Genomic DNA, 17,290 nt, shown 5'->3' on the forward strand with positions numbered 1-17,290 from the left:
AACAGTATAAACATCCCTGTTATGTCCGATTCAACCGCCAGTCGTCGTAGGCGGCCATGCCTTGTTCGATGGCGGCGATGAATTTCTGCCGTTGGCGGTCGTCCAGTGGCCGCTGCTTTCGGCGTTTGTCGAAGACCTGCTGAATGGCTTGTCGGCTACCCCGGTCGAGCTGTTCGAGCCAGTGGTGGTCTGCTGGTTCCAGATCCAGAAGCTCGCGTCCGGCGTGGTTGCGTTGGCTGATGTGCCACCAGTGATCCACCGCCCTACCCAATACAACATAGCCGAACTGACTGTCCTGTACAGGTCCGAAGGTGGCGGTTTGCAGTCCGTCCTGCAGGGCCCCGATGTGCAGGGCTGGCAGCATCAACCGGTCGCCGTAGAAGTAACTACCGGCGGCGCCGATCAGCCCTCCGACCAAGGCCCCGGCCCCGAGGGAGTGGCCCAGGGTCAGGGCATCGAGTCCGGCACCACCGACCGCGCCGGCCCCGAACCCGGCGGTTGCCAGGTAACGCTTGCTGACCGACCAGGTCCGGCGGCTGTCCTCGGAGAACAGGTCGTGTTCGTTGTGCCACTCCAGTTCCGCCTCCTGGCGCTGGATGCGTTGGTGCTGGTACAGGTGCTCTATGTCGATGCGCAGGGTCTGTTCCCGTTGCCGTTGGTGCCGGTACCAGCGTTGGCGCAGTTGTTCGGCCAGGGTGTCGTCACTGGTGCCGGCGCTCTGATTCTGGGTCAGGGTGCGTTTTTCCTGGTACGCCATCAGGTCTTCCAGGGCCCGGGCGATGATCGCCGCTGACTGACTGCGGCGTTTCAGGCGCTGATCTGAGAGGAAATCCGTGGCCTGCGCCAGAGGTGCTTCCCAGTCTGGTTCGAGCTGACCGAAAGCGCGTAAAAGTCCGAGATGTTGCTCAAACGGGGCGCGAACGGCGTCGAATTTCCGGACGACCTGGAAGAATTGGCCGAGCGCAGCCTGCCAACTGTCGCTGTGGTCGTCGCTGCCGATACTGTTGATCAGCGCCAGGCTGGGGCGACCGGTCCAGCGCAGGATGGTCATCTCTGCTTCGTGTTCGGCGCTGTAGGGCACCGAGCCATCGACACGTAGATGATGCCGGCGCCGTCAATCAAGGGCGCCAGCAGTTCGCATTCGTCGGTGAACCGGCCATCGCCCCGGTGCTGGGTGACAAAGGCCTGCACGGTTTGGGCATGATCGGAGGCGGATACGCTGTGGGCCTGCAGCCATTCCAGTACCCGGCGTGGGCGCTGGAAACCGGGTGTGTCCACGAGGGTATACAGGGTGTGGCCGTCTACGCTGAGCGGATAGGCCTGGCGCTGGCGGGTAGTACCGGGCTCGAGGGCTATGGCAATGGCATCGTTCTGGGACAAGGTGGCCACGACGCTGGATTTGCCCTTGTTGGGGTGGCCGACGACGGCAAAGACCGGTGCGGTGATCATGTCAATTTCCTGGATTCTGTGCCCGGCTCAAGCCTGGCGTCGGCGTTCAAGGCAGCGTGCGGATCCCGCCAGTGCAGGCGCGGTACACTGACACTGGCAAAGCCGGTGCCCAGCCGATCGGCGAAGCGCAGCCATTGGCTGAGCTGGTGCGGCTCCGGTTCCCTTTCGCTGTCCAGACTCAGTGGCACCAGTGCGACCCGGGTTCCGGTGGGCCAGAGCTCGCGGGCGCTGGCAAGAAAATCCTCCAGTTCACCGGTGGGTGGCTCCCAGCTGCGGGTTATTACAATCACTGCCGGTTCCGGATTTGCGGCTAGTTGATTGGCAATGTCGGCCAGTGCCGCCTGGTCTTCGGCCAAGCTGGCACGGCCCCCGGCCCGGAACAGTTGGGTCTGTTCGCTGACCAAGGTCTGCGGCAGCGCCGGTTCGCCGGCGCCAGCCCAGCACAACAGCAGATTGCTGTCGGGCAGCGGCTGCAGGCTTGTCTGGGTGTCGGTGTCGGGCAGATCGGCGGCATCGTTGTGGTGGTTGCCGGTATCCAGGGTTGGCGTCTCCATCCGGTACAGCAGCGCGTGCATGGCCGGATGGTTGACCAGCAGCTGGCGCGCCTTGCGGCGCAACAACAGGATTGATGCCAGGAATAGCAGCAGTCTGGGTGTCAGCACCCAGCTGACCCAGAGCATGGTGACAAAGGGCCACCATTGGCCCCAGCGTTCCGGCGCAATGGTGTCTGTACCGGCGCCAGCCCCGGTCCGAAAGAACCGGGTTGCCTCCACCAGGGCCAGATCCGGCACTGCGGCAGGCCAGAGTGCTGCCCAAGGCGCAGCCAGGGTGGTCAGCAGTTGATGGTAGCTGCTGGCGCCGGTGTCCAGGGTGGTGCTCCAGCCGAACGCCAGATCCTGCACTACCACCATCAATAGCAGCGTCAGCACGCCGGTCACCGCGAAGCTGACGCCGCCCAGTTGGGCCGCCCGGGCCATCAGCATAGGCTGAAGTCGGGACCTGGTTTCGGAATTGCGCTCTGGTGCTAGCCGCCGCAGCAGCCAGCGCCAGGGCTGCCAGCCGACCAATGACTGGGCGGTGGTGAACAGGGCCAGCAGCAACTGGAGCGCGACGAACGCCAGGATAACGGTGATGTTGATGCGTTGGCCGCCCTCGTAGAACAGAAGTCCGAGCATGGTCAGGCAGCCGAACACCGTACCCCCGAAGGCAAAGCCGGTATTGATCCGGCGCCAGAGACGCAGGGTTTTCTGGCCGGCGCTGGCTTTGCTGCCGGGACCGCTCAGACGCGCCATGTGCTCAAGCCAGCGCCGGGCATTCGGGGCCTGGCCCTGCTCCGCGCACGTCAGGGCGAATTTGCGATCGCGGCGGTGCAGGAACGCCGGTGGCTGATCCTGGTCTCGCTGGCTGCGGGCATCGAAATCCAGCAGCAGTCGGAGGGGGCTGTCCGTCATGCAGTATCCCGGTGGTGAATTCGGTGTCTCATCCGTTGATGTTAGGATATAGGGATTCCGGCCACCGATACCAATTAACGAGCTGCCATGCCCCATCACCTGATGAACCTGCGCCACGTGCCCGACGACGAGGCCGACGAAATCCGGGCACTGTTTGAAGACCACGAGATTCGCTACTACGAGACTCCGCCGAGCAAGTGGGGCATTAGCATGGGGGGCTTCTGGGTCCATGATGACGACGAGGCTGTCCGCGCCCGGGCGTTGTTGGACGAATACCAGCGTCAGCGTCTGCAGACCCAGCGACAAGCGTATGAGCCAGTCTGGCCGCCGGTGAAGCCGGGGGCATCTGGTCGATGATCCGACGGCGCCCGGTCCGTACCCTGGCGGCGGTGATTGCCATCGTGGTGATTGCCGGGGTCAGCCTGCTGCCTTTCGTGCGCCTGGGCTGATCCAGGTTAGCTGTCGCCTTTCCGAGCCAGGAAACGGATAGCCGCGTCTACGGCATCACCGGCGGTGAGAAAGCTGGTGATGTGGCCGCGCAGGTGCATCCGGAAAAGTTCGGTGTCGACGCTGTGTTCGTCCAGGGTGTCGCGAAAGGCCTCTGCCTGTCGGATCGGCACCAAGGAATCCATGGTGCCGTGAAACAGAAAGAATGGCGGCGCCTGGCGCGAGACGTGAGTGATGGGGGACGCCTTGCGGTACGTCTCTGGAATGTCCTGCTCACTGCCACCCAGGAACTGGCGGATCAAACGGCCTGAGTCGAATGCCATCAGATCAGAAGGCAGCCCGCCCACCGCCACTGCTTCCAGCGCGGTGTCCGGCCCGCCATAGGCTGGTTCAGTTCACTGTCGGTACTGGCAACCACGGCCAGCAGCGCCACCAGATGCGCACCGGAGGAAAAACCAAAGCCACTGACTGCCGAGGTGTCCAGGCGGTATCGGTCGGCGGCCTGGTTCAGCCAGGTCCGAGCCACCTGCAAATCATGCAACTGGGCCGGGAAGGTAAAGTTGGGCGCAAAACGGTAGTCGATGTTCAGTACCGCAAAGCCGTGACTGGCCAGCTCCTCGGCAATCCAGTCCATGTCCTCCCGGGACCGGCGTTCCCAGCCGCCGCCGTGCACCATCAATACCACTGGCCTCGGTGTCGATTGTTCGGGCAGGTAAAGATCGGCGTACAGGGCCTGAGGCCAACCGTCGGGGGAGAAGCGCAGATCCCGTTCCACCGTGTACCCGGTTTGGTCAAGGGCCGCCTCGGTGCCGGGTGCATTGGTGTGGGTTGAGCAGCCTGCTAATAGCGCCACACTTCCCAGCAGCCCGCCCAGCAGCCCGCCCAGCAGCCCGGTCAGCATCCGGCGGGTCAGCTGGATCGGTTTTGAATCATCGCTTCCTCTCGTCCCTAATGGTCAATGACCAATAGTACGACTCTGGCTGACGGCCGGATGCAGCCGGCGTTTTTTTCCTACCGATGACGACCGATTGTCCGATTCTCCATACGGTGTCCGGAATGTCGGACAGACCGCCTTGCCGCCCTGTCCGGGGCTTTTGCGCGCCCCGGTTGCTCTGCAGCTGTCCGGATTTCCGGATTGTTTTCACCTTTTCTCTACCTGAATTCAAAGCTGGCTTGAATTTATTACTTAAAAACAGCGAGTTGGACGGTTGGCACAGGATACGCATAACACCTACTGGGCTGGAGCCCACGGGCATGACCCGTTCGTTAACAACAACAAACAAGGAACGACAATGAAACGAATCCTGCTGGGCATCGTGCTCGGTGCCTCCGTGTTTGCCTCTAGTGCCTGGGCCAAAGGCTACTTCCCGTTCAACACCTTGCCCAGATTCATTCAGGGTGACGTTGAGCAGACCTCTTTCGATGGCGTCACCGACGACCTGCTCACCGCCGGTCTCGGCGCATCCGGGCTGGCCGGGCCCGCGCTGCATTCGATGATCCGCTGGCACCGACACCGGCGGAACTGCGCCGATTGGCTATTTACAACAACTACCGGGCCTTGGTGGATACCGCGCCTGGCGGTGGCTACGGCGTATTTTTCGGTCCCGGTGTCGATGCCGATGGTGAGGGGCTGATTGCCGGCGATGAATATCGGGCCTTCATGAAAGTCCGCGGCAGCAATGTGCCCGTGACGGTGATGGTTCAGGTACCGGCCAGTTTTGATCCGCGTAACGCCTGCATGATCACCGCGCCGTCGTCTGGGTCCCGGGGTATCTATGGCGCCATTGGCACCGCCGGTGAGTGGGGCCTTAAAAAAGGCTGTGCCGTGGTCTACACCGACAAGGGCACCGGCACCGGTTCCCATAATCTGGAAACCAATGCCGCCCAGCAATTGAACGGCACCCTGACCGAGTCCGGGCAGCCGGTGCAGTTTAGGGCCGACCTGTCCGATTCGGCGCGAGCGGATTTCAGCGCCGTCTGGCCTGACCGGATGGCGTTTAAACACGCCCACTCCAAAGCCAATCCGGAAGCGCGCTGGGGCCGCCATGTACTCCAGTCCATCCGCTTCGGCTTTTATGTGCTGAATGAAAAATTTGGCCGCACGCTGGGTAACGGCAAAACCCTGATTACCCTGAAACCGAAAAACACCCTGGTGATTGCTTCCAGTGTCTCCAATGGCGGCGGCGCTTCGGTGCGTGCCGCAGAACAGGATTGGTGGGGGCTGATTGATGGCATCGCGGTGTCCGAGCCGAACGTGAACCCGCGGGTGGATCGGCGCTTCACCATTCGCCAGGGTGACGGACCGGTGATCACCGAACACAGCCGCAGCCTGCTGGACTACACCACCGCACTGGCGGTGTACCAGGGTTGTGCCAACCAGGCACCGGCGGTCCGCGACAGCGCTCCCTTGAACGCGGTGTTCAACCCTCCGGGCATTGGCGAAAACATCTGTCATGCCCTGGCGAACAAAGGCCTGGTCGCGGGCGCAACCCTGGATGAGCGTGCCACCGATGCTTTGCGGATTCTCAACGAGGACTTTGGCATTCAGCCGGAGCAGAACCTGCTGGCACCGGTGCACTTTGGCCTCGCCGTGGCCCAGGGCATTTCCATGACCTACGCCAATGCCTACGCCCGGGCCGGGGTTGAGGACAGGCTCTGTGATCTCAGCCTGGCCGCGACCGATGTCGCCGGTGCGGTGACCCCGCTGGCCCCGGCCACAGAAGCTGCGCTGTTCTCGGCCAGTAACGGGATTCCGCCGACGGCGGGGGTAAACCTGGTTTACGACGGTGCGGCAGGGCAACCCACCAACCTGGCGGTCAGCGCCTCACCTAGCTCCAGCCAACAGGATTACGGTCTGGATGCCCTGCTGTGTCTGCGCAGTCTCGCTGAAGGCCGTGATGTTGTGACTGGGGGGCAACTCAATGGCGACGCCGACGAACAGGCCCGTGCCATTGCCAAGGGTATTGCCCGGATCCGTGCCTCTGGCAACCTTCGCCGCAAACCCGCGGTGTTCGTAACCGGCCGGGCCGATGCCATCCTGCCTATCAACCACACCTCACGTCCATACGTGGGCCTGAACCAGAAGGTTGAGGGCCGCCGGAGTAATCTGCGCTATTACGAGATCCTCAATGCCCACCATCTGGATGTGCTCAATGGCTTCCCTGGTCTGGCCGACCGCTACGTGCCGCTGCACCACTACTACTTCCAGGCGCTGGATCTGGTGTGGGCAAAGCTTAAGCATCGCCAGCCCCTACCTCCGAGCCAGGTGGTTCGAACCCAGCCACGTGGCGATATCGGCACGCCGCTATCTGCCCAGAATTTGCCCGCAATTGATCCGAATCCGGCCGATGAAGACCGCATTCTGTTTGTGGACAACCAGCTGCGTATCCCGGACTAAACCGGTTCTTGGCCGCTCCGCTGCATTCGGAGCGGCTTAGTTTGCCCCCACCGAAGGGGGCCCATATACTTCCTGACTGCATCCGGGCCACCGGATGCTGGGGTTTTTACGATGAACGACATTCAAGCCGGTGATGGTGCGCGGTACATGACAGAGCTGTTTTCTGAAAAGAACAAAAACGGACTGACCCGTGACCTGATCGAAGCGCTGTTCCCGATGTTTGAACAAGCCAGCGCCGGTGCCATTGCGGTGGACGGTCAGAGTCGTATCACCTGGATCAACAGCAGTTATTCCCATTTGCTTGGCCTGGGCGATCCAGCCCGGGTCATTGGCAAGCCGGTACGCCAGTTGATCCCGCAGACCCGGATGCCGGAGGTAGTTGAGTCGGGCAAGCCGTTGCTGCTCGATATCATGGAGCACAACCAGCAGCAGCTGGTGGTGACCCGGCTGCCCTACTACGACGAATCCGGCCGCATCGTCGGTGCAGTGGCGTTCGTGCTGTATGACGACCTGCAACCCCTGACTCCCCTTGTTTCCAAGTATCGGCGCCTGCATCAGGATCTGGCCGCGGCCCGCAAGGCATTGGCCAAGAAGGTGCGTGGCACCCGTTACAGCCTGGGCGATTTTGTCGGCGCCAGTCCGGCGGCCCTTGAGGTCAAACGTCGGGCCCGCCTGGCTGCCGGTCGCGAAATGCCGGTACTGCTGTTGGGTGAAACCGGCACCGGCAAAGAAGTGTTGGCCCAGGCCATTCACACGGTATCGGCCCGTGCCGAGAAGCCGTTTGTCGGGGTTAACGTCGCCGCGATTCCGGATAATCTGCTGGAGGCGGAATTTTTTGGCGTGGCGCCGGGCGCCTACACCGGGGCCGATCGCCGCACCCGGGACGGTAAGTTCCAGCTCGCCAATGGCGGCACGCTGTTCCTGGATGAGGTCGGTGACATGCCTCTGCCGTTGCAGGCCAAGTTGTTGCGCGCCCTTCAGGAGGGCGAAATTGAGCCGCTGGGATCGAATAAGGTCGAGCGAGTGGACGTGCGGGTCATCGCCGCCACCAGCCGGAATCTGGAAGCGATGATTGCCGAGGGCAGTTTCCGTTCGGATCTGTACTACCGGCTTAACGTGCTGGAAATACCCATTCCGCCCCTGCGGGACCGGTTGGCCGATCTTGGTGTGTTGTGCGAGGCATTGTTAGGCGAGATCTGCGAAGGCCTTGAACTTCGCGGCGAGATCACCGACGCCGGCGTGTCGGCCCTGGGCAGTTACGACTGGCCGGGCAACATTCGGGAACTGCGTAATGTTCTTGAACGTGCCCTGACCATGGGCGAAGAGGGTGGAATACTGGACGCCGATGCCGTGTTCAAAGTGCTGCCTCGCAGCAGTGCCCGACCGATCTCTTCTCTAACGCCACAACCGGTGCGACCGCTGGCGCAAACCCTGCTGACGCCGAAGCTCAGGCGATCGAAGAAGCGCTGGTAGCCAGCCGTGGTAATCGCACCCGCGCTGCCAAGTTGCTGGGGATCTCCCGTTCCGTGTTGTACGAGAAGCTAGCGAAGTTGTCCTGATTTCCGGACACGTGTCCCGACATCCGTACAAACCCCTACGACTGATGTCTAAATATGTCCGGTTTGCCGGACAAAATGGCCCCGAGCAATCCTGCCAATGAAACGTTAACTGACTGAAAGTAATAATAAATTCGCCGTTGGCATGTTGTCTGCAATGACTGACGCGCAGGACGTCAGAACAACGCAGAAAACAAGATTGACGCCTTTTGTTGGACCCCAAATTACCCGTGTCCGTCTGTTTCCTGCGATGTCTGACTATACTCAGACTAGGCCTGTCTGGGGTTGCACCCTGCAGGCCAGCCAAAATAACAATGCTAGGAGACTTGCCAATGAAACTTTTGAAGGCCATCACCGGGATCGCCGGTGCGATTGCCCTGACGACGGGTTCCGCGTTAGCAGAAGATCTACGCTGGAAGATGCCCGTTGCCTTCGCCACCAACCTGCCCGGTCTTGGCTCACCGGCCGCCTGGGTTGCCGATAATCTGACCACCGCTTCTGACGGCAGCATCCAGGTTCGCGTTTACGAGCCAGGCAAACTGGTTCCTCCCTTCGATATTCTGCAGTCGGTTTCAGACGGCAAGGTCTCAGCTGGTTACACCTGGATCGGTTACGACCAGGGCAAAGTGCCTGCGATTCCTCTGTTCGCCGCTGTCCCCTTTGGCATGAAACCCTGGGCGTATATTGGCTGGTATTACTACGGTGGCGGCCATGAAATGCTGCAGGAAACCTACGCCAACAAGGGCTTCAAGGTGCATGCGCAGCTTTGCGGCATTATCGGGCCCGAAACAGCAGGCTGGTATTCCAAGCCCATCGAATCGCTTGAGGATTATCAAGGCTTGAAGATTCGCTTCGCGGGTCTGGGCGGCAAGGTACTCGAGAAACTGGGCGCTTCTGTCACCATGATGCCCGGCGGCGAGCTCTACCAGGCGCTGGAAAAAGGCACGATTGATGCCACTGAGTTCTCAATGCCCGCCATCGATCAGATTTTGGGCTTCAATCAGGTGGTCAAGTACAACCTGTTCCCGGGCTGGCACCAGCAGTTCACGGCTCAGTACATGCTGATCAACGCGGATGAGTGGGCCAAGACCACCGATGCTCAAAAGGCACTGGTTGAAGCTTCCTGCACCGCGGCCACCACACGCGGCCTGGCCGAAGGCGAGTACAAGAACGGTAAGGTTCTGGCCGAATTCCAGGACAAGGGTGTTCAGGCTGACCAGATTCCCCGCGACGTTCTGCTCAAGCTGCGAGACGTGACGAATGAAGTGCTCGAAGAAGAAGCGTCCAAGGATGCTGACTTCAAGCGCGTTTACGAAAGCCAGCAGGAGTTCATGGAAACCTACAAGGTGTGGGATACCCGCGCCTATGTTCCAGCGGACCTTTAAGGTTCGGGGCTGACCCAGAGCACCGGGCACAATTCCGGTGCTCTCGTACATAGTCTGGATGGCCCTTCGGGGCCATCCTTGTTTCACGGCAGGCTTTCTGAACGAGGAACTGTTGTATGACAGTGTCTGATAAAGGCTCACCGCCCGATGTGCATGTATCGGTGTCGGACGCCGATCAATTGATTCATCATCACACCGAGTTTCCGACCACCCGGCTCAGCCAGTTTATGGATGGTGTGATTTCTGCGATAGGCAAGAGCGCTTCCTGGCTCTGGATTGTGGTCACCGGTGTGATCATCTATGCAGTGGTGGGCCGTTACGCCTTTGGCGCCGGGTCGGTGACGCTGGAAGAGGTTCAGTGGCATCTGGCTGGCGCAGGTTGGCTCTTGGGCCTGGGCTATACCCTGGTAACCGATGATCATGTCAGGGTGGATGTAATCCATGAGCGCCTATCTCTTAAAAGCCAGGCCTGGATTGAACTGCTGGGCTTATTATTTCTGTTGTTACCGTTTCTCGGGCTGGCAGTTTACGAAATGATTCCTTACGCCTTCAGTTCCTGGGAACAGGGTGAGACCAGTCAGGCGCCCGCCGGGCTGCCCTACCGCTGGATTCTGAAGAGCATTCTGGCCGTGTCTTTTATTCTGCTGACTCTGGCTGCGTTATCCCGTCTGCTGAAAGTAACGGCTTTGCTGTTCGGTTTTCCAAAGCCAATCCGGATCGAGTCCGGGGACAATAAGAAAGAGGATGCGTCCTGATGGAGCTTGAAACCCTTTTTGTGATCGGCATGTTCCTGACGTTCGGGGCATTGCTGATGACCGGTTTTCCGGTGGCGTGGGTGTTGGGTGGCACCGCGGTTATCTGGACAGTCGTCGGTGTCATCGCCGTCGAGAATTTTGGTGCAAACCTGTGGTTTGATTATTCCTCCTCCATGGGGCTTGTGCCTGAGCGGATATGGAAGGTTGTTAACAGCGAGACCCTGGTTGCTCTGCCCATGTTTATCTTCATGGGCATCATGCTTGACCAGTCCGGAGTCGCGGAGCGACTGATGAACAGCATGGTCAAGCTGTTTGGGGCTGTACGCGGCGGTTACGCGGTTACTGTCATTGTTATCGGCGTATTGCTGGCAGCGACCACGGGTATTATCGGTGCGTCCGTCGTGTTGCTCGGCATGCTGTCATTGCCGGTGATGATGCAGCACAAGTATGACAAGGGCTTTGCCGTGGGCACCGCCTGTGCCACAGGGACCCTGGGTATTTTGATTCCACCTTCCATCATGTTGGTGTTGATGGCCGACCGCCTGGCGGTTCCCGAAGCGTCAGTGGGCGATTTGTTCATGGGTGCGTTCTTCCCCGGTCTCATGCTCGGTGCCATGTACGTGACCTACGCCATGGTTCGTCCCCTGCTGCAGCCGCACATCGCGCCGGTGCCCGAGGGCACGGAAAAAGTAACCTGGAGTATTGTCTGGGAAGTGGCAAAAGCCGTTGTGCCAACGGCCGCGCTGATTCTGGGCGTGCTCGGCTCTATCTTTGCCGGGATAGCAACGCCCACGGAGGCGTCCGGTGTTGGTGCTCTGGGCGCCTGATACTGGCACTGATGGCAGGTCGGCTGAACCTGAAGGTACTGAACTCCTCCATGCAGCAGACAACCCGCACGGCTGCGTTCATTTTTGCCATCTTCCTGGGCGCAACTGCCTTCTCTGTGGTGCTGCGTGGACTCGGCGGTGACCAGGTCATCGAGGACGCCCTGCTGGGATTGCCTTTCGGCCCTTACGGCATTGTCCTTGCCATCCTGTTCGGTGTCTTTCTGCTCGGTTTCTTCCTGGACTGGGTGGAAATCACCCTGATCATTTTGCCCCTGGTAGCACCCGTAGTGCAGCAGCTTGGCTTTGATCTGGTGTGGTTCACCATTTTGTTTGCGATGTGTTTGCAGACATCGTTCCTGACCCCGCCCGTCGGCTTTGCCCTCTTCTACATCAAGGGTGTCGCGCCGCCGGAGATCAATGTGACCGATATTTACCGGGGCGTTGTTCCGTTCATTATTATTCAGCTGATTGGTCTGGCTATCGTATTCGTCGTGCCGGAAATCGCGACCTGGCTGCCAAGCGTGGCTTATGACTAAGGAGAAAATACCAATGCGTCTGGAAAACCGGATTGCACTGATCACCGGTGCCGGTCGTGGCATCGGCCGGGCCATTGCCGAGCACTACGGCCGTGAAGGTGCCCGTGTCGCGGTTGCTGACCTGACCCTGGAAAGTGCACAGGAAGCGGTCGACGCCATTGAGCAGGCCGGCGGTACCGCCATGGCCCTAGCCATGGACGTCACCGACGAGCACGCCGTGGACGCCGGTGTGGCCGCCATCGTCGAGAAATGGGGCGGTCTGGACATCGCTCTGGCCAATGCCGGCATCCAGCACATCGATGCCGTGCACAAGCTGTCATTTTCCGACTGGCGCAAGGTGATGAACGTGCACCTGGACGGCGCTTTCCTGGTGACCCGGGCTGCGCTCAAGCAGATGTACGCCAGCGGTGGCGGCACCATGCTGTACATGGGCTCGGTCCACTCTCTGGAAGCCTCGCCGTTGAAGGCGCCATACGTGGCGGCCAAGCACGGTATGCTGGGCCTGTGCCGGGCCGTAGCGAAAGAAGGTGCGGAACACGGGGTACGCAGCAACATCATTTGCCCTGGTTTTGTCCGCACCCCGCTGGTCGACAAACAGATTCCCGAACAGGCCAAAGAACTGGGCATGTCCGAGGAAGACGTCATCAGTAAGGTGATGCTGAAGAACACCGTGGATGGTGAGTTCACCACCGTGGAAGATGTTGCCGAGCTGGCCGTTCATCTGGCGGCGTTCCCGTCAGCCGCGTTGACCGGTCAATCCATCGTGGTTAGCCACGGCTGGCACATGCAATAAGACACAGGAGAGACGGATGAGTCACACAGAACAAGCGCCGGTCGTCTGGTCACCTTCAGAGACAATGCTCCGGCATTCGCGCATGGGCGAGTTCAGCGCCTGGCTGGAAGGCCAGGGTTATGGCCCGTTTGCGGATTATCACGCCCTGCACCAGTGGTCGATCGACGATCTGGAAACCTTTTGGGCCAAGGTCTGGGACTACTGCGGCCTGGTCAGCCACCAGCCGGCCGAGCGCGTGCTGGGCAAGCGTGACATGCCGGGTGCCGAGTGGTTTCCTGGGATGAAGCTGAACTTTGCCGCCAACCTGCTGCGGCTGGCGGATGGTGAGCATGCCAACCACGAAGCCGTAGTGGCCTACTGCGAAACCCGGCCGGTGCTGCGCCGCACCTACGCCGAGCTGAAAGCCGACGTCGGTGCTCTGGAAGCGTTTCTGACTTCGAAGGGTATCGTGTCTGGCGATCGGGTCGCGGGCGTTGTCACCAATGGCTACGAAGCGATGGTTGGTATGCTGGCAGCGACCAGCCTGGGAGCCATCTGGAGCTCGGCCTCGCCTGACTTTGGGGTGGGCGCTATCCTCGACCGCTTCAGCCAGATTGAGCCGACAGCCCTGATTGCGGTCAATGGCTACGGCTACGGAGGCAAAGTGTTTGCCCGCCAGGACGATTTCGCCGAACTGGTCGCTGGCCTGCCGTCGCTGAAGTGTGTAGTCAGCGTGGCGCAGTTACCGGATCAGGCGCCGATATCCGGGGCACTGGTCACCCCCTGGGATCAGGCCATTGCCGCCGGTGCCGGACAGGCGCCGTCGTTCACCCCGCTGGATCCGGATCATCCGGTCTATATCCTCTACTCCTCCGGCACCACCGGCCAGCCGAAGTGCATCGTCCATGGCAGTGCCGGCTTGCTGGTCAACCACGCCAAGGAGCTGATGCTGCACGGCGATGTCGGGCCGGAAGACCGGTTCCTGTACTTCACCACCTGTGGCTGGATGATGTGGAATTGGCAGGCGTCCGCGCTAATGACCGGTGCCGCTGTAATTACGGTCGATGGCTCGCCGGGCTATCCCAGCCTGAATTCCCTGTGGGAAACCGTGGCCACTGAAAAGGTCACCCATTTTGGCACCAGTGCCCGCTTCCTGGCCGGTTGCCGCAAGGCCGAGCTGACCCCGGCCCGGGATCTGGACTTAAAAGATCTGCGGGTGCTGTTCTCCACCGGTTCACCATTGCTGCCGGAAGACTACGACTGGGTTTATGAAGATGGCGCGCCCGGCGTGCTGCTGGGCTCCATTGCCGGCGGCACCGACATTTGCGGTTGCTTCGTGGGTGCCACACCGTTGCTGCCGGTGCGCCGAGGCGAAATCCAGTGCCGGTTCCTGGGTGTTGATGCGGTTCCTACGGCGACGATGGCCAGCCGGTTACCGATGGCCGGGGCGAACTGGTCTGTCGCCAGCCGCTGCCCTCCATGCCGGTCAGCTTCTGGAACGACACCGACGGCGCCCGCTATCGCGGCGCCTACTTCGAAACCTTCCCAGGTGTCTGGGCTCATGGCGATTTCATTGAGTTTACCGAGCACGGGGGAGCCATCATCTACGGTCGCTCCGATGCTACCCTGAACCCGGGCGGTGTCCGTATCGGCACCGCGGAAATCTACCGTCAGGTTGAGACCATCGCGGAAGTGAAAGACAGCCTGGTGGTGGGCCGCCAGATCGAAGGCGACGTGGAAGTCGTGCTGCTGGTGGTGCCGGCGGAAGGTCAGAGCCTTACCGAGGACCTGATGAAACGGCTGCGCACCCGCATTCGCGAAGGCGCCAGCCCGCGGCACGTGCCCAAGCACATTGTCGACGTGGCTGACATCCCCTACACCCGCAGCGGCAAGAAGGTTGAACTGGCGGTGGCCCGCCTGATCAACGGCTCAACCAAAGCTGACAACCGGGATGCCTTGTCCAATCCAGAAGCGTTGGACCACATTCGGGATCAGCTGGCAGCAGTGGAGCTGCTGCCGAAAGGGTAAAACCGACCAAGCCGGACGAGCGGTGGGGTTGCTGGTCGCCAAAACTGTGCGGAGCCATGGATGGCGGAGCTCAAGCGTCACATGGATGTGCTCGAGCGGGTTTTGGAGACCGGCAACACCACCGCGACCCTCCAAGTTCGAATCCCGAATGTACGAAAGTTTCGTAAATTCGAGGCATTTCATCGTCCTGTAACGGGAATTAGCGAACTTTTACTCCGTTCTTATACTAAGATCGTAACCCCATTTCGTTAAAAAATGGTATCTTAGTAGGTCTATCAAAAGTTCCTAATCAGTCATTGCTTGGGTAAGCCGTTCACAAGACGCCCGACCTAGCCATGACCGTCCTGAACCCACCCATTAGCCTGAGGACGAAAATGACATCATCCAAAGCCAAGATTGTCTATACCCTGACCGACGAGGCACCTGCCCTCGCAACACGGTCACTTCTTCCTATCCTGGAAACCTACGCCAAGCCGGCTGGTATCGAGTTTGAAACCAGCGACATCTCCCTCGCGGCGCGTATCCTGGCGAATTTCCCGGACTTCCTCGAAGAAGGTCAGCGGGTTCCGGATGCACTGTCGGAGCTGGGCGAGTACACCAAAGACCCGGACGCCAACATCATCAAACTGCCAAACATTTCAGCTTCAATCCCGCAGCTGCGTGCTGCCATCAAGGAGCTGAACGAGCAGGGCTTCAAGGTACCGGAATACAAAGAGCACCCGGACACCGACGAAGAGAAAGATATTCAGTCTCGCTACGCCAAGGTTCTGGGCAGTGCCGTAAACCCGGTCCTGCGTGAAGGTAACTCCGATCGTCGCGCGCCGACTGCCGTCAAAGCCTTTGCTCGCAAGTACCCGCACTCCATGGGCGAGTGGAGCCCGGCCTCCCGCACTCACGTGGCGCACATGCGCGGTGGCGATTTCTACTCCAGCGAACAGTCTGTCACCCTGGACAAGGCCACTACAGCCCGCATCGTGTTCGAGAACAAACAGGGCAAACAGACCGTGCTGAAGTCTGAACTGCCGCTGCAGGAAGGCGAAGTTCTGGACGGCATGTTCATGAGCAAGACCGCGCTGGTGAAGTTCTTCGAAGATGCGATCAAAGATTGCGAAGACACTGGCGTGATGTTCTCCCTGCACGTGAAAGCCACCATGATGAAGATCTCTCACCCAATCGTGTTCGGTCACGCGGTGAAGGTTTTCTACAAGGACCTGTTCGACAAGCACGGCCAGTTGTTCGACGAGATTGGCGTGAACCCGAACAACGGCCTGTCCAGCGTGATCGAGAAGATCAAGCAGCTACCGGAGTCCAAGCAGGAAGAGATCCAGGAAGACCTGCACGCGTGCTACGAGCACCGTCCGGAAATCGCCATGGTTGATTCGGTCAAGGGCATCACCAACCTGCACGTACCGAGCGACGTTATCGTTGACGCTTCCATGCCGGCGATGATCCGTAACTCCGGCAAGATGTGGGCCCGGGACAACAAGCTCAAGGACACCAAGGCGGTAATGCCGGAGTCCACCTACGCCACCATCTACCAGGAAGTGATCAACTTCTGTAAGACCACGGCGCCTTTGATCCCACCACCATGGGTACGGTACCGAACGTTGGTCTGATGGCGCAGAAAGCCGAAGAATACGGTTCCCACGACAAGACCTACGAAATCAAGGAACAGGGTGTTGTTCGTGTAATTACCGAAGATGGTACCGTGCTGACCGAGCACAACGTTGAGGAAGGCGACATCTGGCGCGCGTGCCAGACCAAGGACCTGCCGATCCGCGACTGGGTCAAGCTGGCCGTCAGCCGTGCCCGTGCCACTGGCATGCCAGCGGTATTCTGGCTGGACGACGAGCGTGCCCACGACGCCGAGCTGATCAAGAAGGTTGAGAGCTACCTGAAGGAACACGACACAGAAGGTCTCGTAATCCACATCCTGTCGCCGGTCCGTGCTATCCGCTGGACCATGGAGCGCCTGATTCGCGGTCTCGACACCATCTCCGTGACCGGTAACGTCCTGCGTGACTACCTGACCGACCTGTTCCCGATTCTGGAGCTGGGCACCAGTGCCAAGATGCTGTCCATCGTGCCGCTGCTCAACGGCGGTGGTCTGTACGAGACCGGTGCTGGCGGTTCCGCGCCCAAGCACGTGCAGCAGCTGATTCAGGAAAACCACCTGCGCTGGGATTCCCTGGGTGAGTTCCTGGCGACCGCGGTGTCCCTGGACGAATTGGGTGAGAAGCAGAGCAACGAGCGCGCCCGTCTGCTGGGTCAGACTCTGGACAAGGCTACCGAGCGCCTGCTCGAGAACAACCAGTCACCGTCCCGCGTGACCGGTGAGCTCGATAACCGTGGCTCCCACTTCCACCTGGCCCGTTACTGGGCGGAAGAGCTGTCCAACCAGGACAGCGACAAGGATCTGAAAGAGTTCTTCGCCAAGCTGTCCAAGCAGTTGGAAGAGAACAAGGACAAGATCCTGCAGGAGATGACCGACGTTCAGGGCAATCCGGCCGACATCGGTGGTTACTACCACCCGCCGACGGAGCGAGTCTGCGAAGTGATGCAGCCCAGCGCCACGCTGAACAAGATTCTTGCCGACGCCCGTACTTCAGTGAAGTAAGCGTTGTAAGGATCCAGATCCGGCCGCTGGTCGGATCGATCAAAAAAACCCGGACAGCCACCTGGCTCTC

General features: G+C 60.3%; 6 protein-coding genes and 7 pseudogenes. 9 read left to right on the forward strand and 4 right to left on the reverse strand.

Annotated elements, in window-relative coordinates:
- Window positions 1–19 precede the first annotated feature (19 nt).
- Window positions 20–1,449 (reverse strand): annotated as a pseudogene (locus AU14_RS06780) (GTPase/DUF3482 domain-containing protein).
- Window positions 1,446–2,900, reverse strand: a complete 1,455-nt coding sequence (locus AU14_RS06785) for a DUF2868 domain-containing protein (protein WP_041339826.1) — start codon at window positions 2,898–2,900, stop codon at window positions 1,446–1,448. The pseudogene AU14_RS06780 and the gene AU14_RS06785 overlap by 4 nt, the downstream one beginning before the upstream one ends.
- An 87-nt stretch (window positions 2,901–2,987) precedes the next feature.
- Here AU14_RS06785 and AU14_RS06790 point away from each other — a divergent pair.
- A pseudogene (locus AU14_RS06790) lies at window positions 2,988–3,349 on the forward strand (DUF6164 family protein).
- 6 nt (window positions 3,350–3,355) lie between these two features.
- Here the strand turns inward: AU14_RS06790 and AU14_RS20945 are convergent.
- Both AU14_RS20945 and AU14_RS20950 read right to left on the reverse strand, forming a co-directional pair.
- Window positions 3,356–3,670, reverse strand: coding sequence for a prolyl oligopeptidase family serine peptidase (locus AU14_RS20945; protein ID WP_236744495.1), 315 nt, complete (start codon window positions 3,668–3,670; stop codon window positions 3,356–3,358).
- Window positions 3,670–4,248, reverse strand: a complete 579-nt coding sequence (locus AU14_RS20950) for an alpha/beta hydrolase (RefSeq protein ID WP_236744496.1) — start codon at window positions 4,246–4,248, stop codon at window positions 3,670–3,672. The genes AU14_RS20945 and AU14_RS20950 overlap by 1 nt, the downstream gene beginning before the upstream one ends.
- 391 nt (window positions 4,249–4,639) lie before the next feature.
- On the opposite strand from AU14_RS20950, the pseudogene AU14_RS06800 reads away from it, so the two are divergent.
- The 8 genes and pseudogenes from AU14_RS06800 (at window position 4,640) to AU14_RS06835 (ending at window position 17,220) form a co-directional block, all read left to right on the forward strand.
- Window positions 4,640–6,744, forward strand: a pseudogene (locus AU14_RS06800) (3-hydroxybutyrate oligomer hydrolase family protein).
- 147 nt (window positions 6,745–6,891) lie between these two features.
- A pseudogene (locus AU14_RS06805) lies at window positions 6,892–8,303 on the forward strand (sigma-54 interaction domain-containing protein).
- 329 nt (window positions 8,304–8,632) lie between these two features.
- Window positions 8,633–9,685: a TRAP transporter substrate-binding protein gene (locus AU14_RS06810; RefSeq protein ID WP_041339828.1), complete on the forward strand. Its 1,053-nt coding sequence runs from the start codon at window positions 8,633–8,635 to the stop codon at window positions 9,683–9,685.
- Between the two features lie 116 nt (window positions 9,686–9,801).
- On the forward strand, window positions 9,802–10,440 hold the full coding sequence (locus tag AU14_RS06815; RefSeq protein WP_041339831.1) for a TRAP transporter small permease subunit: 639 nt from the start codon (window positions 9,802–9,804) through the stop codon (window positions 10,438–10,440).
- Window positions 10,440–11,803 (forward strand): annotated as a pseudogene (locus AU14_RS06820) (TRAP transporter large permease). Before AU14_RS06815 ends, AU14_RS06820 begins: the two are co-directional and overlap by 1 nt.
- 13 nt (window positions 11,804–11,816) lie before the next feature.
- On the forward strand, window positions 11,817–12,596 hold the full coding sequence (locus AU14_RS06825; RefSeq protein ID WP_041339833.1) for a 3-hydroxybutyrate dehydrogenase: 780 nt from the start codon (window positions 11,817–11,819) through the stop codon (window positions 12,594–12,596).
- Window positions 12,597–12,612: 16 nt separating this feature from the next.
- Window positions 12,613–14,603 (forward strand): annotated as a pseudogene (locus AU14_RS06830) (acetoacetate--CoA ligase).
- A gap of 374 nt (window positions 14,604–14,977) precedes the next feature.
- Window positions 14,978–17,220, forward strand: a pseudogene (locus AU14_RS06835) (NADP-dependent isocitrate dehydrogenase).
- The last annotated feature ends 70 nt before the right edge of the window (window positions 17,221–17,290 follow it).

The organism is Marinobacter similis (assembly GCF_000830985.1).
GTDB classification, from domain to species: Bacteria; Pseudomonadota; Gammaproteobacteria; order Pseudomonadales; family Oleiphilaceae; genus Marinobacter; species Marinobacter similis.

Excerpts from the sequence above, each read along its gene's own strand:
- AU14_RS06785 (WP_041339826.1), bottom strand. The coding sequence starts at position 2,900 with ATGACGGACAGCCCCCTCCGACTGCTGCTGGATTTCGATGCCCGCAGC.
- AU14_RS20945 (WP_236744495.1), bottom strand. The coding sequence starts at position 3,670 with ATGGCATTCGACTCAGGCCGTTTGATCCGCCAGTTCCTGGGTGGCAGT.
- AU14_RS20950 (WP_236744496.1), bottom strand. The coding sequence starts at position 4,248 with ATGCTGACCGGGCTGCTGGGCGGGCTGCTGGGCGGGCTGCTGGGAAGT.
- AU14_RS06810 (WP_041339828.1), top strand. The coding sequence starts at position 8,633 with ATGAAACTTTTGAAGGCCATCACCGGGATCGCCGGTGCGATTGCCCTG.
- AU14_RS06815 (WP_041339831.1), top strand. The coding sequence starts at position 9,802 with ATGACAGTGTCTGATAAAGGCTCACCGCCCGATGTGCATGTATCGGTG.
- AU14_RS06825 (WP_041339833.1), top strand. The coding sequence starts at position 11,817 with ATGCGTCTGGAAAACCGGATTGCACTGATCACCGGTGCCGGTCGTGGC.